20 protein-coding genes are annotated in these 24771 nt (G+C 54.2%); 2 read left to right on the forward strand and 18 right to left on the reverse strand.

The annotated features are described in order from the left end of the window. Positions 1-4 precede the first annotated feature (4 nt). From ABD735_RS18580 to ABD735_RS18600, 5 genes are read right to left on the reverse strand one after another with little or no spacing between them, the layout of a single operon-like run. Complete coding sequence (locus ABD735_RS18580) at positions 5-421, reverse strand: copper-binding protein (RefSeq protein ID WP_344809290.1); 417 nt, start codon at positions 419-421, stop codon at positions 5-7. Positions 422-456: 35 nt separating this feature from the next. Beyond that, entirely contained in the window at positions 457-963 is a 507-nt protein-coding gene (locus ABD735_RS18585) for a cupredoxin domain-containing protein (protein WP_344809292.1), read from the reverse strand. Positions 964-996: 33 nt separating this feature from the next. Beyond that, the gene (locus ABD735_RS18590; protein WP_344809294.1) at positions 997-2454 is read right to left on the reverse strand and encodes a multicopper oxidase family protein; all 1458 of its coding nucleotides are present in this window, start codon (positions 2452-2454) and stop codon (positions 997-999) included. Then, positions 2441-3862, reverse strand: coding sequence for a TolC family protein (locus ABD735_RS18595; protein WP_344809296.1), 1422 nt, complete (start codon positions 3860-3862; stop codon positions 2441-2443). Before ABD735_RS18595 ends, ABD735_RS18590 begins: the two co-directional genes overlap by 14 nt. Next, a complete protein-coding gene (locus ABD735_RS18600) occupies positions 3859-4227 on the reverse strand; it encodes a hypothetical protein (protein WP_344809298.1) in 369 nt (122 codons plus the stop codon). The genes ABD735_RS18595 and ABD735_RS18600 overlap by 4 nt, the downstream gene beginning before the upstream one ends. Before the next feature lie 674 nt (positions 4228-4901). On the opposite strand from ABD735_RS18600, the gene ABD735_RS18605 reads away from it, so the two are divergent. Both ABD735_RS18605 and ABD735_RS18610 read left to right on the forward strand, forming a co-directional pair. Continuing rightward, positions 4902-5564 (forward strand): response regulator transcription factor, encoded by a 663-nt coding sequence (locus ABD735_RS18605; protein ID WP_344809300.1) that lies wholly within the window; start codon positions 4902-4904, stop codon positions 5562-5564. After that, the gene (locus ABD735_RS18610) at positions 5557-6912 is read left to right on the forward strand and encodes a sensor histidine kinase (RefSeq protein WP_344809302.1); all 1356 of its coding nucleotides are present in this window, start codon (positions 5557-5559) and stop codon (positions 6910-6912) included. The genes ABD735_RS18605 and ABD735_RS18610 overlap by 8 nt, the downstream gene beginning before the upstream one ends. 25 nt (positions 6913-6937) lie before the next feature. Here ABD735_RS18610 and ABD735_RS18615 read toward each other — a convergent pair whose 3' ends face one another. The 13 genes from ABD735_RS18615 to ABD735_RS18675 all read right to left on the reverse strand — a co-directional run bounded on the left by ABD735_RS18615 (position 6938) and on the right by ABD735_RS18675 (position 24735). After that, entirely contained in the window at positions 6938-7213 is a 276-nt protein-coding gene (locus ABD735_RS18615; protein WP_344809304.1) for a hypothetical protein, read from the reverse strand. Positions 7214-7308: 95 nt separating this feature from the next. Further along, positions 7309-7848, reverse strand: a complete 540-nt coding sequence (locus tag ABD735_RS18620; protein ID WP_344809306.1) for a DUF305 domain-containing protein — start codon at positions 7846-7848, stop codon at positions 7309-7311. Positions 7849-7878: 30 nt separating this feature from the next. Then, entirely contained in the window at positions 7879-8637 is a 759-nt protein-coding gene (locus ABD735_RS18625) for a MauE/DoxX family redox-associated membrane protein (RefSeq protein ID WP_344809308.1), read from the reverse strand. A 113-nt stretch (positions 8638-8750) separates the two neighbouring features. Continuing rightward, complete coding sequence (locus ABD735_RS20205; protein ID WP_425548633.1) at positions 8751-9353, reverse strand: glutamate synthase-related protein; 603 nt, start codon at positions 9351-9353, stop codon at positions 8751-8753. Next, positions 9350-9724, reverse strand: coding sequence for a glutamate synthase-related protein (locus ABD735_RS18635; protein ID WP_344809312.1), 375 nt, complete (start codon positions 9722-9724; stop codon positions 9350-9352). The genes ABD735_RS20205 and ABD735_RS18635 overlap by 4 nt, the downstream gene beginning before the upstream one ends. A 994-nt stretch (positions 9725-10718) precedes the next feature. Further along, positions 10719-11459, reverse strand: coding sequence for an IS21-like element helper ATPase IstB (gene istB / locus ABD735_RS18640; RefSeq protein WP_344809314.1), 741 nt, complete (start codon positions 11457-11459; stop codon positions 10719-10721). Next, entirely contained in the window at positions 11446-12957 is a 1512-nt protein-coding gene (gene istA / locus ABD735_RS18645; protein WP_344809316.1) for an IS21 family transposase, read from the reverse strand. The genes istB and istA overlap by 14 nt, the downstream gene beginning before the upstream one ends. A 1603-nt stretch (positions 12958-14560) precedes the next feature. Further along, complete coding sequence (locus ABD735_RS18650) at positions 14561-15865, reverse strand: 5-methylcytosine restriction system specificity protein McrC (protein WP_344809318.1); 1305 nt, start codon at positions 15863-15865, stop codon at positions 14561-14563. A 3-nt stretch (positions 15866-15868) separates the two neighbouring features. Then, entirely contained in the window at positions 15869-17023 is a 1155-nt protein-coding gene (locus tag ABD735_RS18655) for an AAA family ATPase (RefSeq protein ID WP_344809320.1), read from the reverse strand. Then, positions 17004-17603 carry a hypothetical protein gene (locus ABD735_RS18660; protein ID WP_344809322.1) on the reverse strand — a complete coding sequence of 200 codons (600 nt, stop codon included), beginning with the start codon at positions 17601-17603 and terminating at the stop codon, positions 17004-17006. The genes ABD735_RS18655 and ABD735_RS18660 overlap by 20 nt, the downstream gene beginning before the upstream one ends. Beyond that, a complete protein-coding gene (locus tag ABD735_RS18665) occupies positions 17596-19830 on the reverse strand; it encodes an Eco57I restriction-modification methylase domain-containing protein (RefSeq protein WP_344809324.1) in 2235 nt (744 codons plus the stop codon). Before ABD735_RS18665 ends, ABD735_RS18660 begins: the two co-directional genes overlap by 8 nt. After that, positions 19827-20921, reverse strand: a complete 1095-nt coding sequence (locus tag ABD735_RS18670) for a DNA adenine methylase (protein ID WP_344809326.1) — start codon at positions 20919-20921, stop codon at positions 19827-19829. The genes ABD735_RS18665 and ABD735_RS18670 overlap by 4 nt, the downstream gene beginning before the upstream one ends. Positions 20922-21333: 412 nt before the next feature. Next, positions 21334-24735, reverse strand: a complete 3402-nt coding sequence (locus tag ABD735_RS18675; protein ID WP_344809327.1) for a TM0106 family RecB-like putative nuclease — start codon at positions 24733-24735, stop codon at positions 21334-21336. Positions 24736-24771: the final 36 nt, after the last annotated feature.

Genomic DNA, 24771 nt, shown 5'->3' on the forward strand with positions numbered 1-24771 from the left:
ATCCTCAGTTTGCTGCTTTGATTTCAGTTACCGTCATCTTGCCGCTCTTGTCGACGACCTTGAACTCCACCTTGTCGCCAGCTTCCAGCTCGCTCAGATCGACACTGTCTTCAGTCTGAAAAACCATGGTCATCGGCGGCATACCCAGGTTCTTGATAGGGCCGTGCTTGATGGTGAGGGTTCGAGCTTCGGTATCCACCTTACGGAGGGTTCCCTTGGTCATGGCGTCGGCATGCTTGTCTTTCATCATGCCGTCCATTTTGCCCATGTCGCCTTCCATCATCTTGCCGTCTTCCATCATCATACCGCCATCCTTCTTCATGGCTTTGTCATGGCCGTGACCTGAATCGGCGACTGCGAAAGTGTTTGCCAGTGAAACTGTCAGAAGTGCGCTTGCCAATACAAAATGCTTGATAGTCATTGCTGATGTCCTTTCGTTGAATCGATCTGAATGATTTATTTTACTTCGACGGTGACTGTACCGACCATGCCGGCCTGATAATGGCCTGCGATCAAACAGGCGAAATCGAATTCGCCAGGCTTGTTGAAGGTCCAGTTTACCTCTCGAGTTTCTCCCGGGGGTACGTGAGCCATATAGGGTTCGCTGTGCTCCATGCCTGGAAATTTCACCATCAACGCAGCATGCTCCTCGAGAGTCTCTTTGGTGCCGAGCACGAATTCGTGCATGATGGCGCCGTCGTTCTTGAGTTTGAAAGTCACTGTATCTCCTTCCTGGACGGTGACCGTGGATGGCGAGAAACGCATGTTATCGGACAGCGCCATCGTGATCGTCTTGTCGCTCTTGCCCGGATCAGCAGCCATACCCCAGATCTGTTGGGTCTTGTCGACAGGTCCACTGGCTTCAGCCTTGTGCTTGTCGCCGTGGGCCGCTACCAATGAGCTTCCTAACACCAAATAAAGCGGCGCCGCATACTTCAACTGACCAATCATACTTTTAAACATGACTTACTCCCTTTTCACTACATTGGTTTACTTTTAGTGTTCATGGCTACTTGAAGCGGCACCCGGTTTTCGTGCCTTAACCTCAATGTCTTTTGACGGTTTGTGGACTGGGCTCATCGCAGATGCACCTGCGTCGTTTGACCGACTAGCCACAGGCACCTCCCCCTCAAACTCATAGGCCACCGTACCCTTGGGATGATCGTAAAAGCCTGGATCGCTGTAATCCCCTCTCGCCTGATTCTTGCGAACCTTGACCATGCTGAACATGCCGCCCATCTCCACAGAGCCGAACTGCCCTTCCCCGGTCATCATTCGCGCAGTATTTTCTGGAATCGGCATATCCATCTCAGCCATATCCGCCATGCCGCGCTCACCCATGACCATATAATCCGGAATCAGCTGGGTAATCTTTTTCGTCAGGCCGGTGTGATCGACACCAATAAGCGTAGGCACATCGTGACCCATGGCGTTCATGGTGTGATGGCTCTTGTGGCAGTGAAACGCCCAATCGCCTTCCTCATCGGCCAGGAATTCGATCTGCCGCATCTGCCCGACGGCTACGTCGGCGGTGACTTCTGGCCAGCGCGAGCCCTTCGGTGTTGGCCCGCCATCGGTGCCAGTGACCTCGAATTCATGACCGTGCAGATGCATTGGGTGATTGGTCATGGTGAGGTTACCGACGCGGATGCGCACCCGGTCGTTATGACGCACGTTGAGTGAATCGATGCCTGGAAAGATTCGGCTGTTCCACGACCACAGATTGAAGTCGAGCATGGTCATGATCTTCGGCGTATAACTGCCAGGATCGATGTCATAGGCATTGAGCATGATGCAGAAGTCTCGATCGACCGGATCGATGAGCGGATGATTGCCCTTTGGATGGGTTACCCAGAAGCCCATCATGCCCATGGCCATCTGTGTCATTTCGTCGGCGTGTGGGTGGTACATGAAGGTACCAGGCCGTCTGGCCATGAATTCATAGACAAAGGTCTTGCCGGCGGGAATGGCTGGCTGCGTCAGCCCTGTCACCCCATCCATACCGTTTGGCAGGCGCTGGCCGTGCCAATGCACACTGGTATGCTCCGGCAGACGATTCGTCACGAATATGCGCACCCGGTCGCCTTCAACTACTTCGATGGTTGGACCTGGCGACTGGCCGTTGTACCCCCAGAGATGCGCCTTGAAACCGGGCGTCATTTCACGTACCACGGGCTCGGCGACGAGGTGAAATTCCTTCACGCCGTTCTTCATGCGCCAGGGCAGTGTCCAGCTATTGAGCGTGACGACCGGATTGTAAGGCCGTCCTGTTTCAGGAACGAGCGGTGGCATGGTATCGGTACTGGTCTGAATCACAGGCTCAGGCAATGCCGACATGGCGACCCTGCTGACGCCTGCGGCAGCGACCATACCGCCAGTCATGCTGGCAAATTTCAGAAAGTCTCGTCGTTGTGCCGCTGCGGCGGCCAGTTGACGCTGATCAGTGACCTTCATCGTCACCTCCGGAAGCATTGGGTTGATCGGAAAGAGATGAAGCGGCACCCATTGATACGCCAGCGCGCGCCGACTTCAGGCCCGCCTCGGCCATCCAGAAGGCCTGATTCGCGTTGATTGCCGAAACCACCGCGGCGACGTGACTTCGGTAATCTGCCAATAATTCGAAGACACCGATAATCATGCCGTTATAGCGCAGTACTGATTCATCCATGATTTTCTGTCGCAGCGGAATCACATTGGTGCGGTAGTGCAGCGCAATATCGTAGGCGCTACGATAGGTCGAATACTGCTCTCGAAGTTCGGAGCTGACCGTACGCAGCGTGAGCTCGAGATTATTTGCCGCAGCCAGAGTCCTGGCATTCATGGCTTCCCTGGCCATCCCGCCCCAGTTGAACAGCGGCAGGGTCAATTCGAACTCGTAGCCCCAGGCGGACTCGCGCCCTTCGTCTCCGAAGGCAGTCTCACGAATGGCACCCACCTCGATGTCGGTAAAGCTGGTCAATAGTGTGAAGCCCTGAGCTTCTGCGGCGGCTTCAAACTCCGCTTTAGCCATTTGCACATCGAGCCGTTCTTCGACCGCCATGGTGCCTATGGCCTCGGCATTGACCGGCGCGTCAGGTATTTTCGGTAGCCTGTCTGGTAATTTCAGAGCGCCATACTGCTTTTCTGTAAGACCCAGGACTTGCACCAGTGATTCGCGGGCACGCAGTGCCTCATGCCGGGCGTTTGCCAGCGACGTCGCAGCATCAGAATAAAACACCTGCTGACGGGCTCGCGCTAGTTCACTGAAGTTACCGGCGGCTTTCATACGCTGGGCCAGTTCGGCACTTGCCTCACCGCTTTGATACACCTGCTCGGCATACCCGAGACGCTCACGCGCACCCACGGCCTGTACCCATGCCTGACGAACAGCAGTGACTTCTCCGATGACTGTCGAAGTCAATCCAAGCTGAGCGGCTGCCAGGGCCTGTTGGGCACGGTCGTAGCGTTGTGGATAAGTGAGGATATCGATCAGTCCAATCGACAATGCGCGGGTGATTTCGAGTTCATCTCCGACCTCGATGCGCTCAAAGGCAAAAACAGGGTTCGGTATGCGGCCTTCATCGGCAATGGCTGCAGCGTTTGCCCAGTACCGGGCAACGAGCAACTGCATACGCGGACTGTTCAACAGGGCGACTCGAACTGCCTCAGCTTCGCCAAGGGGCTGCTTCAGCAGTTCAGTTGCAGCGGCCTGCATGTCTGATCGCTGTTCGTCTGTCGTGCCAAGTTGCAGCTCACCACCAGTGAAAGCGCTTGCGCGCTCATTGGTCTGCTTGACTGATTCAGAAATATCGACCGAGGCGCAACCGCTGGCAATGACTATGGCCAGTAGCAGCGCAGGACGGAGTGGGCTGAGCGTATTCATTGGTGATTACCTCCGTGTGAAGGCATCTCTTCAGAAGACATCTCTTCAGAAGACATCTCTTCATCGTCTTCATAGGGCTCCATCGCGTAAACGCGCCAGCCCCCAATTTCTCCGACGCGCTCGTTGAGTCGCTCCCAAGACAACACTGGCTGTTCATTGAACGCTTCGTAGTCAGCGAAGACGGGCTTCCAGTCATTGATGACTGCTACGCCCTTGTGTGCAGATACGCCCTCGTGTGCAGAACTTTCGCAGACACAGCTGTCCTTCGAATCGACGGGAGACTCTTCGGCATGGGCTGTCCAGGCGGCGCCAAGGCCAAGCAAACAGAGACCGTAAACAATACGGGTATGAAATTTGAAAGACATGAGGTCCTCACATTACTTCGTCTTCAGATATCGGCAGGACAATCAAAATCCAGCCGAGGATCTACGTTTGACTAGACTCAGGAAATGGAGGTAGTTCGAGGGGGGCGATCAAGCGCAGGGAGTAATGAATACACGTAAAGCGAAGCTAAACCCGAGCCGACGTGAACCGCTCTGGCTTCGAAAAGATCTGATCCGGAATCGAGCATCAGAATGGAACCCGCGCAGCATGGAGAGCAGTGCGTGCACTTGGCCTGCTTCTGAACACTCTTCTCATGTGCCCCTTGGGCATGTGAGTCGTCGGCTAGCTCAGCAGAATCGATATTGGAAAGGTGATCTGCCGACCCAGTATGCGCATGCGATGAAGCAGCAATGTTCGATGACTGCTGCGTACCGGTATGACACCGAATTCCGGCCGCAAAGACCTGCATCGGCATCAGAAATACCAATGTAAGGACCAACCAGACTTTTACTGCGCGACGATTCATCAGCATTTTTTAGCAGACTCCCGCCCACAGTGCAAAGCAAATTCGCTTAAATTCCGGAAAGCCGGAGTGATTTCATTTATCTGTAACAGCGCGTAAAGTCAGGTAATTCAGTTTCGTTTAAGCTTGGTGAGGCATTCTGCTCAGCTAGCGCAACACCGTCCACTTTCTCAATCTGACTGGCCAACCTTAATGAGATTACTACTGGTCGAAGATGACATGATGCTGGCACAAGCTACCTGTAGAAATCTTATGGCTGGTGGCTTCGTAGTCGATCAGGTGGCTTCGGCGCAGAGCGCCCTCCAGCTTGGCCTCCAGGAAGATTACAAAGTCGCCGTGGTTGACATAGGCCTGCCGGATGGCAATGGCCTCGATGTTCTTCGCCGATGGCGCGAGGCTGGCAAGCGGTTGCCTGTTCTGCTTCTCACTGCCCGAGGTGACTGGCAGGACAAGGTCAATGGTCTGAAAGCAGGCGCAGACGACTATCTGGCGAAGCCTTTTCATATGGAAGAACTGCTGGCCAGACTTCACGCCCTCGTTCGCCGTAGTGAGGGTCGCGCGGAGAACCGACTCAGTGCTGGCAACTTTGTTCTCGACGGTGACAGACAGCAGGTCCAGACGACCGACGGTTGGCAAGTCCTCACCGCAACAGAGTTTCGTCTGCTGAGGGCCCTCTTGAGTCGGCCAGGCTGGATCATTTCCAAGCAGGAGCTTCTGGAACAGCTCTATGATCTTGATACGGAAGCAAGTGCGAATACCATCGAAGCCTATATTCATCGGCTCCGCTCCATAGTCGGCAAGTCCTCGATTCTGACCATGCGCGGCCAGGGCTACTGCTTCAAACCTGATGACTAGGGCCCGCCGTTCGATCAGAAGTACACTGCTGCTCTGGTTGCTCCCATTCGCTACCGTATTAATGCTGATCGCCTGGGTCGTTCATGGCGCACTTATGGATGCCATGCTCAGGAACTTTCTCAGCGATCGGCTACAGCAGGAGGCCGACTATATTGTGAGCAGGATCGAGGAAGAGTATCCCGATCTGGACAGTTGGTTCGAGAACGATACGTTTTTTGCAGAAGCCTTCCACCATATGGTGGCGATCAGGATAGGCTTGCAGAGCTGGTCAAATCCGCAGGATCTCGCTGCAGCCCTGGAGCCCCTTGAGTTGCCCACCACGTCTGAGAAACTGTTCATCGTCGTCGACCAGAGGCGCCTCTACGCGGTTCAACAACCGTTCCGTATTGAAGGCCAGCCGGGTGTGGTCATTGTTGCAGAGGACCTCGAACAGCTCGAAAGTGATGAGGCCAGACTTCACCTCTGGGTTGGTGTGGTCTCCGTTGTCCTGCTGTGCATGCTCGTTGTGCTCATTATTGCGGCGATTCATCTTTCACTGCGTCCATTGAAGGCGCTTCGCCACAGTCTGGCTGACCTGCAGGCCGGGCGGATCAGTCGTTTCGACCAGGCTACGCCGGTTGAGTTTCTTGGCCTCGTCAGGCAGCTCAACAGTTTGCTCGATACGCTCGACAAACAAATACAGAAGTCCAGAGAGGCGCTGGGCAATCTTTCGCATAGCATCAAGACCCCGGTGACAGCCCTGACGCAGATCCTCGAGGACCCGACTGTTGAAATCGATCAGGCGCTGCGTCAGCAGATGACTGATCGGCTGCGAACGCTGCATCGCCAATTGGACGCCGAGCTGCGCCGAAATCGCCTGTCAGGTCCACAGGCCGGTAAGACGGCCAGTTTATCGAGCCAGGCTCGCAATTTGCTCTGGATGCTTGGGCGCCTGTACCCGCAGAAGCGTTTTGAGTTGGAGAGTGGTTTCGGCCCTAGTGACCGCTGGCCTATCGAAGAGCAGGATTTCAATGAGCTTTTGGGAAACCTGGTGGACAATGCCGGGAAGTGGGCGAGTTCTGTCGTTGTTGTCACCCTGGAAGGCTCTCAACGCCAGTTCTGCATTCAGGTGGAGGATGACGGACCAGGCGTACCTGAAGATCAACGTTCACTTTTGGGTAATCGTGGCTTCCGTATCGATGATCAGCGCGAAGGCCACGGGCTTGGGCTCGCTATCGTAAGAGAGCTTGTCAGTGGCTATGGGGGTGTGATGGACATTTCAGCATCGGCCAGACTTGGCGGCCTGTGTGTTAAGGTCGAGCTCACTATGGCTGAGAGGACTGCAACGACGGCCATCCGTGGCCATTAGGGTATACATGCACAGTCCTGTTCGACTAGCGAACAGCGTGCAACTCGAGCTCTCTGTGAAGTTGCTCATGCAACTCGTCTCGCTTTGCCTTATCCACCGAATTTGGATCGATCTTGTGAATTTCCTTCACCAACTGAACAACCTTGCGGTGTGATTCACTGGAGAAGAAAGTATCGCCGGCTGTCTTGAAAGGATAAGTCCGTGCTTCATTGATTCGATCAGCCAGTCCGGTATCTGCTGAAGCCACCCCCGCTGCAGTTAACGTTAAAGTAATCGCGAGTGTCTTGATGATCATGTTCATGGTTGAGTCCTCTGGGTTTTTCTTGCTTACGAACTCATTTAAACAGGCCAAGCTGAAACAGAACTGAACGCCGCTTAACTTTTCTGTTATTCAGCTCACTCCGGAGTGGGAGCGAACTTTGGCACCGGGCGAAGTGCGGCGGCGGCCTCACCCTCTGCCAGGCCGTTCTTTTCGATGTCATTGATCAACCATTCCATTGCCTTGATTTCTTTACGCTGGGCGTCAATGATTTCATCGGCCAACTTGCGCACGCGAGGATCGGTTATCTTGGCGCGCTCACTGGTCAGTATCGCTATCGAGTGGTGCGGTATCATGCCTTGCATGTAGTCTACGCCGTCAACGATGATCTGGCTGCGCACCAGCCAGACGCCCAGTAGGATCAGCAGCCCCCCACTACAGAACACGGCGACGTTCGCTTTACTACTCCGATACATCCCCAGCATGAAGGCCAGCATGACGATGATCATGCCACCCCCCATTATAAGCGTCATGAAAACGCGAGTCTCACTGAACCAGGCATGATCGATTATCTGATAGGAATTCAGATACATCAGACAAAACATCACAACCATTGAGGTCGCAATCATGGCGAAAAATTTCAGGTAGCTACCTGACATCGATTTGTTATTTTCCATCAAAATTTACCCCTTACGGTTTGTTAGACATCACTTCAATACCATCCATAGCGCCATAAGCACCATCATGACGTTTTCGGTCAGGGAGACAAAACCCAAAGGCACTTTACTGCTACCCCCAACACACGCACATTTGATATCGCGCTTGTCGATATAGACTGCCTTGAAGACGGAGACGGCACCAACGCTGCCAATGAACAGCGCAATTGGTGCTGAGAGCCAGGTCAGCGCTCCGGCTGCCATCAGAATGCCGGCGAAAGCTTCACCGAATGGGTAGATATAGCCGTAGCGAACGAAGCGCTGCGCCAGCAGATCGTAGCCGAGGAACATGGTGGAGAAACTCTCCAGATCCTGCAGCTTCTGTATTGCCAGGATACACATTGAAAACGAGATGAACCACTCGCCCGCACGGACGTTAAAGATGGTGCCGAAAGTCGCCCATGACACGGCCAGCGCCATGAGTGCAGCCACGGCAAAAATCGCGATGACGGGCTGGTAGGATGTGGCATTCTTATCCTTCACTGCCTGCCCGAAATATTTGCGCAAGGCGTCATAACCGCCGATTCGCTCTTTATCTATAAAGGCTTGAGGTGTGGTCTTGACACCATGTTCCTCCATGAACGCATCAGTTTCGGCGCGTGTAGTCAGATGATGATCTTCCACCTCGAAGCCCTTGCGCTCGAGCAGGTCCTTTGCCTTGAGACCATAGGGGCAAAGATGCTTTTCCATGACCATCCGGTAGAGGCGTGCTGTCTTCGTTACTGAAGCGTCCTGATCTGAATCCGACATCCGTTTTCTCCTTGTTCAGCAAAGTGCTAATGAAAGTCTGCGTCTATCCTGTCCGCCTTATGAGCTGACCGCACCTCATACAAGCTTCTCTTTCGATAGATAGACGCCTGACTCTATTTGGGGGTACAAGTCCTGGTAACAGCAATTTTCATCGTTGATACGCTTGTAAATGAAGGTTCGATTGAGCTGCTCCAACTCTGTACAACCCGCTGCTGCGAAGAGCTGGAGAAACTCCTTGACGGTTTCCTGCTGATAATCGTGACCCGCTTCCGTTTCTCTTCCACCACCAAGCCTCTTCTGAGTCTCGGATCCTTGGTGGTCACGCCCGTGGGGCAGGTATTCTCATGACACTGAAGGGACTGAATACAGCCCAGGGCCCGCATCATGCCCCTGGCGGTACTGCAGATATCAGCACCGATACACAGTGCATTGAAAATATCAAAGGCCGTGAAGATCTCGCTGGCCGTCAACACTCGCACATCCTTTTTCAGGTCATAGCCCCTGAGTGTATTAACCACAAATATGAGCGTTTTCTCCCACGGCATGCCGACGTATTTCGAAAAGTCGATCGGCGCCGCACCGGTGCCACCTTCGGCGGCGTCGACAGTGATGAAATTCGGTTTGAGTCCAGTGGCACGCATTTGTCCGCAGATATCGATGAACTCGTCAGTGCTGTCAATGCAGAGCGTTAAGCCGACCGATTTGCCGCCACTCAAGTCCCGTAGTTGCTACACGAACCCCCACAGGCCCTGGCGTCACTGAACGCACTATGACCTGGCGGCGACATCACTTCGGGATGGGACTCCACTTCTCTCACTTCTGCGATTTCATCATTATTCTTCGAGGCCGGCAGAACACCACCATGCCCGGGCTTGGCACCCTGCGAGATCTTGATCTCGATCATCTTCATTCCTGAAAAATATCGAACACACCAACCGCGAAGAGCAGAACTGCAGCGGAGACTAACCCATAAAACGGCCAGATAATCGCAGCGCCGATTCCAATATGCGGAGCTCATCAATTTTGGAGGGGGCATCGCGTTCGACAGCCAGGTCTGTAGTCGTCTAGCATACGTCACCGTAGTCATGAACCACCTGATCTACGGTCAGACCAAGGTCTAGCAATTGCTTGCCATGCATTGCTGCAGACGTGCTGAGCTCAGATTTCGCAGCCCTACTGCCAGTCAGGCCCGAGACCCGGCGGCTGTCAAGTGGTGATTAAGTCTGTTCGATCTGGAGAGTGCAGATGAGTGATCCAGAAACAGCGGTATGCCTTCGTCGAGCTGTTTTTCTGTCGCCGAGCGACCGACACGCTCGCCGACTTTGACGCGACATCGCTGGGCGAATTCTTTGCGGTTGCTGGATAAGTCGTGCATCATAAGAAATCTCCCGGCCCGATCCGGCTACGGCGAAACTCGCAGATGTGCGAAGCAATCTTGACGCTCAGTGAGGCTAACACTAAGCATATTGATTTGGTTCTAATCTATAAATGCGTTCTGCACGTCGATGCACCCATCAGTTCGACAGACGAAGTTGCAGATCGCATTTTGGGCCACTAGAAAAGCTGAGGCTTCGTGCAGTTACGGATGCTCTACTCTTTGTCAACTTCGCAGGATTGAAGACCAGTCGCGGTTCTCTTGTTGGAATCGCACTCTCCGCCAGCTTCGCCATGGACAACGGCCTTGAGCTTCCTGGTGAAGTGGCAGTCTTAATCAAACCCTTCCATGCGTTTGATTGTGGTCTGGCGCTCTATGTCTTCCTTTTGTTCTTAGCGTACGTTTCCGTACCGTTGGACTTCACACCCCTTAATCAGCCGTTTATCCTGTTAGCGCCTCCCGCTCTTGAGCGAGCCTCTTGGGCAGTGTCAATCGGCGGGGTGTCTGCAGCACCAGCTTTTAAATATTCATAAAACCATCTTGAGCTTGTAGGCTATGCCAGTCTTGCTCTGACTGCCGAGAGCCAGCAGTAACAAGAGGATGGGAGGCTCCGACGAGTAATCGGTTGCTTAAAGTAATGACCGTTGTCAATGGCCATCTATTTTGACCCACTTCTGGCCAATAATATTGACCCACCGTTTGTCGTTTAACTCTTCGTTTTCTGCTTCAGTCGATAGCTCTCACCGCCCAGCATGAAGATATGCGAGTGGTGTATGATCCGGTCTATGATCGGCACCGCCACGTTGTCGTCGTGGAAGAACTCGCCCCAGTTGGTAAAGTCCTTGTTCGTGGTCAGGATGATCGAGCGGTATTCATAAAGGCTGTTGATCAGCTGGAACAGATTGAACCGAGCTTGCCGGGTCATGGGCAGGTAGCCCAGCTCGTCGATGATCAGCAGGTCATGCTTGGCCAGCTGGTTCACTCGCTTCTTCAGCTCACCTTTCATCTCCGCCAGCTCAAGCTCTTCGACCAAGTCCAGCGCGTTGCGGAACAGGACGCGGTAGCCGGCCTCGACCGCTTTGTGGCCAATGCCGATGGCCAGGTGGGTCTTGCCCACGCCCGGCGGACCGATAAACACCAGGTTATTGCGCTCGTCGATAAAGCCAAAGTCCAGGAGCGCGTTCACCTGACGCTTGCTGATGGTGCTCTGGTGACGATAGTCGAAGCCTTCCAGCCGCTTCTCTGACGGGAAGGCAGCCAGTTTCAGGTTTCGGGTCAGTCGCTTGTGCTGGCGCTGTACCATCTCGTACTCGGCCAGCTGATCAGCAAAGCTCAGGTACGAGGCCTCATTGGCCTCGGCCTGCGCAAGCAGACTAACGAGCTCATCTGCGGCTGCACTCATGCGCAGACTGCGATAACGTGACTGAGTCTGTTCAAGCTGACTCATGGGTCACCTCCTGGCCACTGGAGTGGCCAATACGGGCATACACGCTCAGGTCCAGCCCCTCGCTTACGAGCGGTAGCGGTTCTGGCAGGCGCTCACGCTTGATGGCCGCCTGCGAGGCTTCAAGATAGGCGCGCAGGCGTGTGGCTGTGAGGCCCGGCCGCTGGGCGAGCTGATCGATCAGCTCACGATCCACCGGAGCATACCGCCGCAGCAAGTCGCGCGCCGCCAGAAGCTGATCCTTGTAGATCTTTGGCTCAGAGCGCTTCAGCTGCTGGCACAGCGCAGCGCCAGCGGCCTCGTCAAGCTCAGTCGTGATCGCGGCTTCGAGATCGGCGGTACGCTGAGCATGGTCGCGGTAATGATTGGTGTTCTTGATCACGCGGCCCTTGTCGTCGCAGAGGGCATGGCAGGCGATCACTTCGCCGCTCTCGAGATCACTGACCAGCAGCTCGGCATCAACCTCGGTCACCCCGACTCGAGCCTGTTGCCAGCGCAGCGGCACGGAGTACTTGTTGGCCTTCCAGCTGATCAGACCGGTCTTGTCCACCTGGCGGGTCGCACCGGGAGCCAGTGATCTGGAGACACAGGCCGGTGTCAGGTACGGCTTCAGATGCCCTCGCTCCAGCGCTTCGAAGCGCGCGACGGGCTGCTCCCCGGTCGTGCCGTGAAGCCGTACATTGGCGACCGTCTTCAGCCAGTTCAGCACGTGACTGCGCAGGTCTTCGCGATCAGCGAAGGTCTCGCCGTACAGACAGTCCTGCTTGACATACTTGACGCCGGCTTCGACCTTGCCCTTGCTCTCAGGGTCATAGCCTTCACAGGCATGGATGCGGTAGCCGGCTGCAGTGGCGTACTCGTGGAAGCGCTCGTTGATCGTCAGCTCCCGATACTGCTCACTGATAACGACCAGCTTGGTCTGATCGTAGACACACTCATCGGGGACGCCACCGAAATAGCGGAAAGCTTCGTCATGCAGCTGGATGAAGGTCTGTGTGTCCAACGGCTTGAACGAGACGCCGACGTACATCAATCTGGAAAACGCGAGCACGAACACGACGAAGTGCAAAGTGGCTTCTTCCCCACCGATCATAACGCCTCGAAGTTCACCCGGATCAACCTGGCACTGCACGCCAGGCAGGTCATCGACCACGGGCTCGTAGTAGCGCAACTGAGCGGTAGCGACCTCAGCCTTCACCGCCTGGACATACCGCCGGATACTGCGGTTGGAGGCAGGCAGCTCGCCGACCTTCTCGCGAAGCTTACGGGCAACCTTGACCGCACTGAGCTTGGGAAACCGCTTGAGCAGGTAGACGATGGCGTCGCGGTGCTCGTCGAGGCGCTTCGTCCTGGCGGTGTCGCCAAGCTGAATCGCGATCGCCTGCTCGTCCATCCGCAGATACTTGCGGACGGTATTGCGGGACAAGCCCAACTCCTGACCGATTGCCCGGATAGAGAGGCCCTTGCCGCCGTCGTGTAATGCCTTGATCTTGTGTATCACAACCCACTCCTTCACTGACGCGCCCCGGCTGAAAAAAGCCATGCACGCTATCTCGTTCTATGGCCTCATGGCCACCTCGGGGTGGGTCAAAAGTAATGGCCATTAGTGGGTCATTTTAAATGGCCATTAACAATTGATTTTAGAGGAAGGCAGAGCCTCGATGGTCAAAGGGGAAAAATCTTCGAGGCGCGCGGTGTTGATCCAGTCGGCAAAGAGTGGAGCAGTCCTAACTGCCAATGTGACTAATGCGATTTCTGCTCATCCTTGGCATTTCTGGCCACGTGCATGCGTTTAGCACCATCATATCTACACCAAGTCCGGAATATCATCAGTTGCTGAGCCTTTTCCAAGGAGCTCCCAGCGTGACCATTTTGTTGTGTAAGCCAAAACCTACAGCTTCTTCCGAAGTTGCTCACATTCCAACCTGCATGAATAACGTACAATTCGCTCGTGCCGTAGACATCTTTGTCGAGCGCATGGTTACATCGCATTGGATGCAGGGTAGCCGCGACACCTGCCGAAAGTGGTGTGACAGACGCGAGAGAGCGTTATCTTTGTTTCGGCCGGGCCTTGTTTCGCTTTAGAGCCTAATTTCTTACGATTGTGAGACTGAGCAGGTTGGATCTTCTTCAGACGAACGCAGCCTATTTTCTATCCACCACTGCGACCCGCGTGGAGCTTCGCTCGACCTACCAAGGCAAATTCTTTAATCAGTCAATACTCTCGCCTGTGTCGCCGTGTCGCCGTGTCGCCTGAGTCGTCGTGTAGTCGTGTAGTCGTGTAGTCGTGTAGTCGTGTAGTCGTGTAGTCGTGTAGTCGTGTAGTCGTGTAGTCGTGTAGTCGTGTAGTCGTGTAGTCGTGTAGTCGTGTAGTCGTGTAGTCGTGTAGTCGTGTAGTCGTGTAGTCGTGTAGTCGTGTAGTCGTGTAGTCGTGTAGTCGTGTAGTCGTGTAGTCGTGTAGTCGTGTAGTCGTGTAGTCGTGTAGTCGTGTAGTCGTGTAGTCGTGTAGTCGTGTAGTCGTGTAGTCGTGTAGTCGTGTAGTCGTGTAGTCGTGTAGTCGTGTAGTCGTGTAGTCGTGTAGTCGTGTAGTCGTGTAGTCGTGTAGTCGTGTAGTCGTGTAGTCGTGTAGTCGTGTAGTCGTGTAGTCGTGTAGTCGTGTAGTCGTGTAGTCGTGTAGCCTGAAATTTTCTTGATGAAGTCTGTCTAAATCTACACAGCAGGATTCGACAATCGCAGGGCAGCCGGCCGCAACGCTGGCCGCCAGAGGCTCTCAGTTTGGGACCACATGTCGGCGAAGCGGAACTGAGGGTTGCAACACGCCCTAACTTTCAGGTCAGACGTACCACGGGTGGCCTCTTATTCACTTTCTCATCCGCGAAAATGCTTTTGCTGACTGCGTCAGCTTGATTTCAAGCTGCTGCCAAACCTCAAGCAGTACCGCCTCATCGTTGCCCCTAGACTGGCCCTTTACCCACCCCACCGGCAGCGCAGCCGCCATATCAAGCAGCACAGCTACTGAACAAGGGGAAGAGCGTTCGAGCTCATCAGCGCCTACACTTAAAGTAATCACCGCGAAACTTTTGGGAAAAAACCCATTTGCGCAATCACACAAAGGCTGCGGTCACCCCAGCAGCCATGTTTGCGGCAAATATCCTGAGACCTCCCACCCTCGAAACTCGACGGCTCTCGATTTGAATGCCCACGATTTGTACCGCATCCACCAAAGCCTTTTCGAAGACCGTGCACGTTCCTACGGGCTGTAGGTCATTCCCTGGCTGTGCGGGATAGGCAAGCGCCACCAGGTTGCATCCAGTGGCCTTGGAGAAGGCTAGGGCTTCGTAGATGTCGGCTTCACTGATACGAAGCTGCCCCTTCTCCACGTGCCCCTTGTACTTGGCATCCAGCAGCATCCTGGGCCTTGTTCCATAGGGCTCAATCACGCAATCTGGGTACACTGAAAGCTTGTTCGCGGCACCGGTACTTGTTCTGATCTTGGTGCCCAAAGGATAGCCCTGTTGGGGCACTGCGGCACTGCGGCCAAAGCCCAACCGTGCAGCCACCGTTAACAGGTCTTCCCATACGCGCCAGGTCTTCACTAAGTAACCAGGTGCATGGGCCTGCCCCTGCTTGTAGTTTAGCCCCAGGCCTCCGAGCACATCGATAGACAGCTCATGCAGCGGCTTCCACGCTCGGTGTCGTGCAGGAATGGGTTTTCGACGATTAGCAGTAACGTTTTGGGGCGAAAGATCTTCAATTAAACGCACCAGCGGACTTGCAGCCGATGGGTCACTGACTTCAGGGAGTAACTCCTTGGCCGCAGCCACGATGTCCCCATTCCAACCGTTCTTGCGATCAAAACGAATGAGCTCTTGTTCAAAGCCATCAGGTGAAGGAAAGATGAGCTCCACAGGATCAGGATCCCCATCGATAAAGAAGTCTGCTTCACGCACCCTACGATAGCTGCGCAATGGCCGACGCTTACGAGCCTCGTACATGCTCGTGATGGAACGAGCTATTAGTGTGGACAAGTCCCTTGAGGTACCACCTGATGCAGATAAACGCTCAGAAGCCAAGAGCCGTCCATGGCGTGAAAGCGTGGAGAGGAAAAAGAAATCCTCGCGCCAGGAAGCATCGGTGTCGTCGAGCCCCAAAAACTTGGGAGCAACTTCCAATTCCAGTGAAGGAGCCAGGCGAATGAGGCCCGCAAAATCGATGGCACGTGTGCCCTTGGCACCCACACTGATAGGGTTGTAGGTGAGCCTCAGGCTTGACGCAGCACGGTTCCCAGCCTCCAATAATAGGCCGTGGGCCTTCGTGCGATCCACCCCAATGGAATCAGCAATCGCACGGCTCAGGTCAACGGGCGCACCGTATTCAACAAGGGACAGCCGTGTTCGGGGGTTCACCACGTGCTACCCCCTAGGATTAGCGAATGCCCTGAGAGCCGTGTAGATATTGTCCTCCTCGAAATTCGTAGGCCCTTCAAGACGAAAGCGCAAATCATCCGCAAAGGTAGTCTCAGTGAGCTTAAACGGATTGAACGCTGGCCCATCGAGCGCATTAAGAACGGCGGCGATGCCTCGGGTGTCCCCAAAGAAAACCTCTTCCACATGAGCACGCACCTTGGCCCACCCTACACACAGCGTGCCTAAAGCATCATTAAGGCCCAATACTTGTGGCTTCACATCCGACATCAGCACGCCATGTCCGATCTGAAACTCGGGGCCTCGACCCAGTGCAATTTGCGCGTTTACAGCAACCCAGGCACTAACCGAAGCCTCCAAGGCATCGTTCACGCTGGCAGGCACATTAGGCAGCGCATTGGTACTGGAACCCAGACCGTAAAACGCCCGTAAAGCCGCTTCGTCGGGCTCCAAACGCAGAGGCTCCCAACGACGCAAGAATGCGACATCCAAGGGCTCAACAGACGCATCGGCCTGATTCATCGCTGCCAGGATGTAGAGGTCATGAGGCAATGCGTATTCGATAACATCACCAGACATGGGATCGAGCATTTCAAAAAACTGCGTTTCGGCACGTCTGGCCCCATTAGAGGCCAAGCGTTTGTCGGCCTCAATTGCCACAATGGCACCACCGAACGCCTGCACCGCAGGGCCTCGGTTGATCTCATCAATGATCAAGAGTGCGGCACCACTTGCGCCCTTCGCATGCTCACTGGCACGATATAAAGTTCCCTTCACGATGGTGAAGTCAGGGGCTCCTGCTTGCTTGTTAACTGCCGGAGTAATGCCCGAGACAAAGTCACGGTACTTGGAGTTTTGGTGAAAGACCGTCCGAAAGACTTTGCGATCCGTCTTGCTGGCGCCAGGGAACTGCTGGCTCAAAGAATCGGGGACTTTCTTGGCCGGCGGAATAGGAATGAGATTGTTGGGGTCATGCTTCGGCACCGCATTCGACTGTTGCCCAGGTGGACTCAAGAATGCGAGTGCAACCTCTGCCAACAGTTTTGACTTGCCTGCACCTGGCGGTCCCGAAACTAATACGTTCCTGGATCGCGCCAGAAGCCTCAATGCTTGCTTGCAAGCGTCAGATACATTGTTTGCCATTGCAAAATCTCTTGTAATTTGAAAGGTCGATAAAACCCATGGCAGCAACCTTCTTGGCACGCTTGGCATCCAGGCATTCAAGAAGCGGCTTACTGACAGACTCATCCCAAGCGTCCGGGGTACGCAAAGACGCCTCCTCGACAAAATGCGGCCAAACAGATCCGTCGTACCGCTGGATCAGGAGCAGCAGAACCCGATTGCCTGCACTAGCTTTCGGGATAGGGCGGACCTGAAAACATGCATACTTATGGACTTGGGCAATCCGAAACTCGCTGCGTTTCAAGTAGGGGGGCTTCAACAAGGCGGTCTCCTGCTGATGCCTACCGCTCTGGTCAATCCAGTTGAAGAGGCCCTTGAACTGCGCGTTTCCAGCCTTGTTTTTCGTCTGCTCAGTCTCAGGAAAGAGCTGCTTCAACGTGTCCTTTACTTGATCAACTGATCCGAAGCGAAGATCCCTTGCGCCCCCACCCGCTTTGGCATCAGCATTCGATTTAGCTAGGAATTTTTTGCGATCCCCATCCAGGATTTCTTTGAATACAAGCCTTGCGACTTGTTGGCTTGCAGCCTCAGCTTCAGCCATAGTTTTTATCCCCCACACCTTCTTCGATTTCTTCGCCTCCAAGGGCGAGTTCTGAGGGCACGTAAGCCATAGCCCCCAATGCACGTGCCTCCATCGCACGGTGCGACCAAACTTTAGCCTGGCTTCCAGTGCGCTTTGCCATTGCAGCCAAAGCACTATCTCTGGTAATTGTGGACTTGGCCTCACCAGGCAATCCCACCTGACCCCGATCCAAGAGCGGGAAGTCTTGGAGCACCAACTCCATGTCCTTTAAATCGAGCCCATACGCCACGGCCACTTCCGCATCAATCTCCCCACGAAGCTGCGCCATGCGCTCGTAGGTTTCACGAGTAGCGCCCGCACTGTCGAGTGTGCGCAGTTCACGTGCAGCACTCGCCATCCTCTTCCATGGCAAGCCGTCTTTGGTGAGTTTCGGCATGGGAACACTTTGCAGCAGGAAGTAATTCACCGTCGTTGTGAGCACGCGCCGAAGCATCCAGTCAAAGGCAAAACTGTTTGCGATGGATACCCACACCAGCAGACGTTCTTCCGATGGGTCCTCAGGGAAAAGAATAGTGGGCACCTTATTGCCACAGACTATCCCAGCAGGAATTAGCGAGGCCATGAGCGAGCGCTCATTGGTCTGACCCGCAATGTCGCAAAAGCCCACACGTAGTAAGTCCGCACGGTGCCGGTTAGCACTGGGCATGTCGGAGGCCCGAATCCAAAATTGGGGGGCAAGGCGTGAGCCTCCGACGGCATAGGCCTCCCACAACGCACTGCGACCAGTGCCAGAGACGTGCCCTTTTACACCAAAGCGATGTGCCTGCACCATTCGACCTTCTGCCAGTGGCAGAGCACCAGGCGTGGCACGACCCAGAAACTTAGGTCGCTCCTTAGTCATATCAACTTCACGACAAAACTTCGGGGTCCAGCCATTACCAGGCTCTACCCACGAAACACCTGCTTCTCCAATCTTGGAGAAAAGCTTCCACTCAGACACGCTACGAACCTCGGGCAGGCTCAAGTCGCCCCGTACACCCGCAAGTGCTGCACGCTCAATGGTGGCAGTTCCCGTAATCTCCAAGCCCGTAGGGGTGCCCCGCTCATGCATAAGGGTGATGGGCTCGTGCTTGCTCTTTTTAGAGCCAGCCTTCGTGAGAGCCACGGCCAGGAACTTAAAGCGTGTGTCGATGGCAAAGAACCGTGCACGGTTATCGATGATGGATATAGACACGCTCTGGCTCGCATCAAAAATTTTCTGCCGCATAGCGCGGGTACCTTGCGAGCGAATGAGCCCACCAGGGTTTAGTGCAGCCACCACACCCTGCTCTTTACAGAGCTCCAAGAAAAGGTCAGTGAAAGCGATGTAGAGGTCTGGCTCTCCCTTGCCCAAATCGGGATAGCGAGCCAACAGGCGCCGAGAGTAGTTTGCTACCTCATCGCGCTGCTGGGCAAACCGAACCTCATCAAGCCCATTAATTTGGGCCCCGTAGTGGCGCTTGGTGCCTGAGGACTTCAAGAATTCATGCCGTGAGAGCTTGACCTTTTCCCATGGTGGGTTGCCAATTACCCCATCAAAGCCCTCAGGAGCCATGGTAGCCCAAACCTTACGGTCTGCCATCAAGCTATCGCCACAGTACCAACGTGCACGCATAGCTTTAAGAGTTGATACATCATCAGTGAACGAAGCAAGTGCAAGCAGTGCCGCACGCAAGGAGTTGCCAGAAAGATCCGCTGCATATACACCGTGAGCCAACCAATACGCGGTCTTGGCCCGATTCATCCCACAGACTGCGTGAGTCAGCGCTGCTAGCAAAATTCCTGCGCCGCAGGCTGGATCAATCACCTTACTCCTGTATGAAAGCTTGGGGGCGGCGAGCTTCGCCAGTCGTGTGGCCAAGCGAAAGTCCGTATGGTAGGCGCCCGTGCTTTTTCGATCCTGCTCATGCAACGCCTCACGCGCCAGGACACTCAGCGCCAAAGCGGGCTGAATCGGTGAACGCTCGATGGCACGTGCCACAGGTGCCGCAAATTCCAAAAGCTCTGCTGTCGGGCTCTTGCTTCTGACCCCAAAAGTCTCGTGAAACGCCGCCAGGTCAAACCCACCGAAAAGCGCTGACACTGCCTCCAAAACTTGAAGCCGAAGCTCAAAGCAGGCAGGACCACGACCTCTACCAATAGCCTTTGTGAGAGCTACTTCTGCTGCGGCCAGATACTCGGCTTCAACGGGGCGAGGTGCGCTCATACATAGCTCTCCACAGGGAGGGGCTTATTGTTTTGAACAGCCTTGGGCTGAGCTTTGCACAACCGTACCGTAGGCCGCTCCACCACCACCAAAAACTCGCTCACGTCAGACGCAGTATTACTAGCCACCTTATTGGGCCGGTACCGGCCAATGGCTCCTAAAGGATGCATCGTGGACGTGCCGATCTTCGAGAGCTCAGACTTAATATCTTGCATGCAGATGTGCCCTTCACTGCTGTACGAGAGCAACACCTTTTGGGCCTTCAAACCATGCACTAGGCGTGAGAGCGTTTGCAGAGCACGGGTCTTGTAGCAAAAATCTGAAGCCAAGTTTTTCCAAGGACGAAGCCCTGCAACCCCCTTCACCTCGGGCTCATCACCCAGAGCTACCGTTTCAAGGATGTGGTAATAGCTCGCGTACTGGCGCTTAGTGTATGGTGGGTCCAAATACACCAAGTCATGCGCCGCATTAGGCACGTCGAACACATCACCCACAGTGGCTTCAACATGCACGCCTCTCTTTTTGAGATCACGGCAGCGCATAGCGATTTTGTCTTGCGATTGGCTTGTCCACTTGGAGAGGAAGCAGCCAAAAGTACCCGCGATGTTGGCCACTCTATTTAAAGCGCCAAAGAGGTCTGCGATGAGCAAGCGCTCTTCTATCTCATCAATAGTGCCAGCCCCCGCCCATTCGCCAATCATCTCCCGCATAGCATCGATTCGTGCTGCATTGTCTTGGGTGAAGTAGCGTCGCTCAAGGCCACAAGTGTCCACCGATGCAGGGCTGTACTCACGCCACATAAAGCCATGCTTGGGCTTGGCAGCATTGAGCGTGGCGATGGCATTGGTGTAGCCACCCAGCCTCCTAAAAGCCGCTTGATCAGCACTGATTAACCGTGCCCCTGCGGAAATCACCGCAGAGTGCAGACTGTCGTTGATACGCACGTTCCATCCCAAGTCAGCAGCACCCTCAGCCACCACCCCCGTGCCACAGAAAGCGTCCACGAAGAAGGCGCCCTGTCGAGGGCGCCCCATGTAGGTTGTTATCTGATTGATGAGCCTAGACTTCGAACCAATGTAGCGAAAGGTCATGCTGCTCCCACGTGCATCTTACGGTTTGAACGCGCCCGCTTGAAAGGCGGGGAATTATTTTTTTGGCCCTCAGGGGCGATTCCATTACGTTCGTAGCACTCACAAAGCAGCACTTCAAGCATCTTAACCGTATTGCGCTGATCGTGATCTTCGACCTCCTTTAAGACCTTCTTGAAGGTTGGAAGGATTCGCAGGTTCAAAGTGTCACTTTTCGCATCAGTGAATCGCATGTGATTGTGCCCCTCAAGTGTTTGTGCAACTGCATTGTACATACATCCAGCAGTTTTTCCTCGTCGCGATTCAGAAAAATGCCAACATCCTCATTCCTGAGCTCCGTAATGTAGATTAACTGGAAATCTCATCGAATTCATGACTCTAATTCCGGGGGAAGTCAGCAAAAATACCATTAATATCATTTACATATAACTTCATACCACTGTGCAGTCCGTAACCTATAGAATAAACTATATAAATTAATGTCTGCCAGATTGGTCGGGCAGCCCTCTAGAAGACTTGAAGAAGCCACCACCATTACCAAAGCTTGCGCCCGTGAGACCGCAACATTCAGCCGATTCCTCTTTAGCAGGAATCGGACACCTTTTGAACTCTCTGCGGCCACACTCGCTGCCATTGAGACGATAACAACTGGCGCCTCCTGTCCCTGGAACTTGTCGACAGTGCCAATACGTGCAGAGGGACCGAGCGCCTTTTTCAACTCGTTCACCTGATAGTTGAACGGTGCGACGATCAGGATATCCTCTACTTTAAGCGGGTGGATCTGACCCTGCTTGTCGCGCCACTGGCTTGATAGCAGTTGCGGCACAAGCTCCGTGATCATACTGACTTCTTCGAAACTTGCCTGCTTGTTACCTGAGTGGTCTAGGCTAATGTACTGGATACCAGTCCGACGCTGGAGTAGCCCTCCTTTACCAGCTTCAAACAAGATTTCTTGGCGATCACAGGCAGGATCATTGTTGAGACGGGATTCGTAAATAGCTTCACTAATGAAGGCATTTACACCCGCGTGCATTCGATAGGTGCGATTGAGAAAGACCCCCATTTCGGGTGGTATGGTGGCGTGATCCTTCAGAATGTAGTCGAGTATCGACAACCCGCTATCACCGGGGTGGGTTCCTTCAACTGGCTGGGGCAACTGCATTTGATCGCCCAGACACACAATGTTCTTGGCCTGAGCGCTCATGGCCACGAAATTTGCTATTGAAACTTGGCCAGCCTCGTCGATAAACAGATAATCCACCCGCGCGCCTTGTCGGGCAAATCCCCACGCAGTGGCCCCAACCACGCGGCCTGGACCGACCGCTTCGTCGATATCTGAACTCGCCTCCAAGCAGATGACGTTGGTGCCCTCAAACTGGGGCTCTGGATCTCGTCTGATCTTACAGAGTGTAAAGCGATCGGACTGTTCCTCCATAAGCGACAGCACGCCGAGCAGTAAGTTGTTGATCGCCTCGTGGCTATTGGACGTGATACCAATAGAATGGCCGCGACGCAAAAGTTCAAGAATGATGTGCTTGGCCGTGTAGGTCTTACCAGTTCCGGGTGGCCCCTGAATGGAAATGTAGCTATTGTTGAGTGCAGCTATGGTTGAAACGATTTTTTCGAGCTTTGCCTGACCGTCCAGTTCATCAATTGCCAGAAGCTCTTCGCTCGAGACATCCGGTTGTAGGCGAAGCAAGAACTCACGTAATGGCTTCGGTAGCTTACTGTGGTTCAAGAAAGCGTCAGCGATTGCCTTGATCGCGTCCTCCAAGGGCTTCGCCGAGACATACTCGTCCGCTATCAAGTCGCAGTTAGCCGGGGGTGAAAATTTGCTTTTGAGAAGAAGTGTTCCGTGTCTAGTATCAAGGTCACAGACCGCTACCGATTTAGGAATGGTCGATAGTACCTTGGCGCTAGTAAAGCGACGATTGCGAAACTCCTGCGCAGTATCGTAGCTGTATTCGTAACAGAGATTGCGATCTCTTGGCTTTTGGATAAAGGGGGCTCTGTTTGTGCGCTGGCAACCGGCGAGGCAGTCTGGATCATCATAGAGCTCCGCAAAATCCATCCCCAGTCGCTCGAAATACCGCCACCACATAGGCTTGTTCGCGCGTTTGTGAAACTTGACGAGCCATGCCAGCTGCCCCGCAATGACTCGGTCATCAGCGCTACGCGAATTATCGCTGGCCAGGTCTCGCAACGCATTTTCAAGCAGGTCCTCTTCGGTAAACTCATAGAGCGCAGGTGCTTCAAACTCGGCACCTTGGCTTGCATAGGTAATCCCGTGAGTTCGCTGCTGATCGCGGAGCCAGTCGACGAGTTCCTGCGTTGAATTGCAGTCGTCGATATTGTAATCACGGATATCGCTTAATGTTGAAGAGGTTTCCCAATCGTCGCCATCGGGATTGTCTCGCCACCGGGCATACACGGCAACTGAGTCACCCCCACTTGAAACCTCGGTATCCCTTCCCCCACGGTACAGATGTTCGACGTTCTTGATGGAATACTTCGGCTCCCCGATCAATAGACCTTGACGAACGATCTTGTAGAGGTCGACGAAGACCCCATTTCTAAGTAGCTCATCGATCTCGTTCTCGCCCGCTCCATAGCGACCCATGAGACGTTGGCAGACAGTGACTTCGTAGTGACCATAGTGATAGATATGCATGCCTGGATTTGCGAGCCAGCGCTGATAGGCAAACTTGATGAAGTCTCGGAATGCTGCCTCTTCCTGCTCGTGATCATGGGCCCAGCGCTCCCAGAACAGGCGCTCTCTGCGCTCATCGAAGTAGGCACAACCCCAGAGATACTCCAGTCCTCCTTCAACCAGCGGAAATCCTTCCAGGTCCCAGAAGAGATCGGCATCGTGATGCAGTGGCAACAGCGCTAGGCCGGTGGGGCTTTCGGCATCTACCGCTATCACTTCAAAGCAGGTACTGCCTTTCTCCCGACTTTGTAGCTGTATTCGAGCCTGCTGCTTGAGCTTGTCGAATATTCTGGGATTGAGCTTTGGAATGCTCGACAAGGCAGTCAGCGACAGCGCTTCAAGACTTCCAATACCCGCCGCCTCAAGCTTTTTTATTTGAAGTCTGCTGATGTTAGCTACGAGTGACAGATGATCCTGAGTGTGTCGCAAAGCTTCGACGTAGTTACTCCAATTCCCGTGATCAGCAAAATCGAATGGATCTGGTTGCTGATCGGCATCGAAGGCGGCCTGCTGCTCAAGCAACTCATCCTTTTTGGCGCGGTAGTAGTCCAGGTAGTCACTAACGCGAAACTTGTGCTTCGTCTGGTCACCCAGCACGACGGCCATCGAATTCGGTAAAACGCCCTGTAGTTCTTCGAGCAGCTCTGCGTAGCAGGCCAGCTGGACCACAAAGTAAGGCTTAATGGAGCGCGAGAGCTTTGTGTCCCAGGGTTCGTAGAGATAGTCACCGAAGCGTAATTGGCCCGGCACTCTCACGAGAAAGTCTGCGTAGCCCCGAAAATTGTCACGCATAAGGCAGGCCTGGAATATTAGTTCAGCGCCCGACTCCATGGCATGCAGTGTGTCGGCAAGGCGCGCCTCATCACTCTGCTTTGTGTTTATCTCTACTACAGATTCGTAGTGTAATCGCAACTCATCCAGAAAAGCGGACTCATGCGCCAGCCCTTTATCAGCGAGATAGTCGAGCAGAGCGTCTTGTGGGTCTTCTTCTGGACAAAGTTCGGGTTGCTCAAGCGCCAGTCGGTTCATCCAAGTGATGAAAGGCGAATGCAGGAAGGCCACCACATCGGAGGGACTATATAGGATATGGTTGTTCTGCTTTCTCACTGCAACCTCGGAAAAAATCGAAAGCGCGGATTCCAA

It is taken from the genome of Allohahella marinimesophila (assembly GCF_039538005.1).
Taxonomy (GTDB): Bacteria; Pseudomonadota; Gammaproteobacteria; order Pseudomonadales; family Oleiphilaceae; genus Allohahella; species Allohahella marinimesophila.

What these genes read in the sequence shown, in the direction of transcription:
- ABD735_RS18580 (WP_344809290.1), bottom strand. Translation starts at nt 421, where the DNA reads ATGACTATCAAGCATTTTGTATTGGCAAGCGCACTTCTGACAGTTTCA.
- ABD735_RS18585 (WP_344809292.1), bottom strand. Translation starts at nt 963, where the DNA reads ATGTTTAAAAGTATGATTGGTCAGTTGAAGTATGCGGCGCCGCTTTAT.
- ABD735_RS18590 (WP_344809294.1), bottom strand. Translation starts at nt 2,454, where the DNA reads ATGAAGGTCACTGATCAGCGTCAACTGGCCGCCGCAGCGGCACAACGA.
- ABD735_RS18595 (WP_344809296.1), bottom strand. Translation starts at nt 3,862, where the DNA reads ATGAATACGCTCAGCCCACTCCGTCCTGCGCTGCTACTGGCCATAGTC.
- ABD735_RS18600 (WP_344809298.1), bottom strand. Translation starts at nt 4,227, where the DNA reads ATGTCTTTCAAATTTCATACCCGTATTGTTTACGGTCTCTGTTTGCTT.
- ABD735_RS18605 (WP_344809300.1), top strand. Translation starts at nt 4,902, where the DNA reads ATGAGATTACTACTGGTCGAAGATGACATGATGCTGGCACAAGCTACC.
- ABD735_RS18610 (WP_344809302.1), top strand. Translation starts at nt 5,557, where the DNA reads ATGACTAGGGCCCGCCGTTCGATCAGAAGTACACTGCTGCTCTGGTTG.
- ABD735_RS18615 (WP_344809304.1), bottom strand. Translation starts at nt 7,213, where the DNA reads ATGAACATGATCATCAAGACACTCGCGATTACTTTAACGTTAACTGCA.
- ABD735_RS18620 (WP_344809306.1), bottom strand. Translation starts at nt 7,848, where the DNA reads ATGGAAAATAACAAATCGATGTCAGGTAGCTACCTGAAATTTTTCGCC.
- ABD735_RS18625 (WP_344809308.1), bottom strand. Translation starts at nt 8,637, where the DNA reads ATGTCGGATTCAGATCAGGACGCTTCAGTAACGAAGACAGCACGCCTC.
- ABD735_RS18635 (WP_344809312.1), bottom strand. Translation starts at nt 9,724, where the DNA reads ATGACTACGGTGACGTATGCTAGACGACTACAGACCTGGCTGTCGAAC.
- istB (WP_344809314.1), bottom strand. Translation starts at nt 11,459, where the DNA reads ATGAGTCAGCTTGAACAGACTCAGTCACGTTATCGCAGTCTGCGCATG.
- ABD735_RS18655 (WP_344809320.1), bottom strand. Translation starts at nt 17,023, where the DNA reads ATGGCAAACAATGTATCTGACGCTTGCAAGCAAGCATTGAGGCTTCTG.
- ABD735_RS18660 (WP_344809322.1), bottom strand. Translation starts at nt 17,603, where the DNA reads ATGGCTGAAGCTGAGGCTGCAAGCCAACAAGTCGCAAGGCTTGTATTC.
- ABD735_RS18665 (WP_344809324.1), bottom strand. Translation starts at nt 19,830, where the DNA reads ATGAGCGCACCTCGCCCCGTTGAAGCCGAGTATCTGGCCGCAGCAGAA.
- ABD735_RS18670 (WP_344809326.1), bottom strand. Translation starts at nt 20,921, where the DNA reads ATGACCTTTCGCTACATTGGTTCGAAGTCTAGGCTCATCAATCAGATA.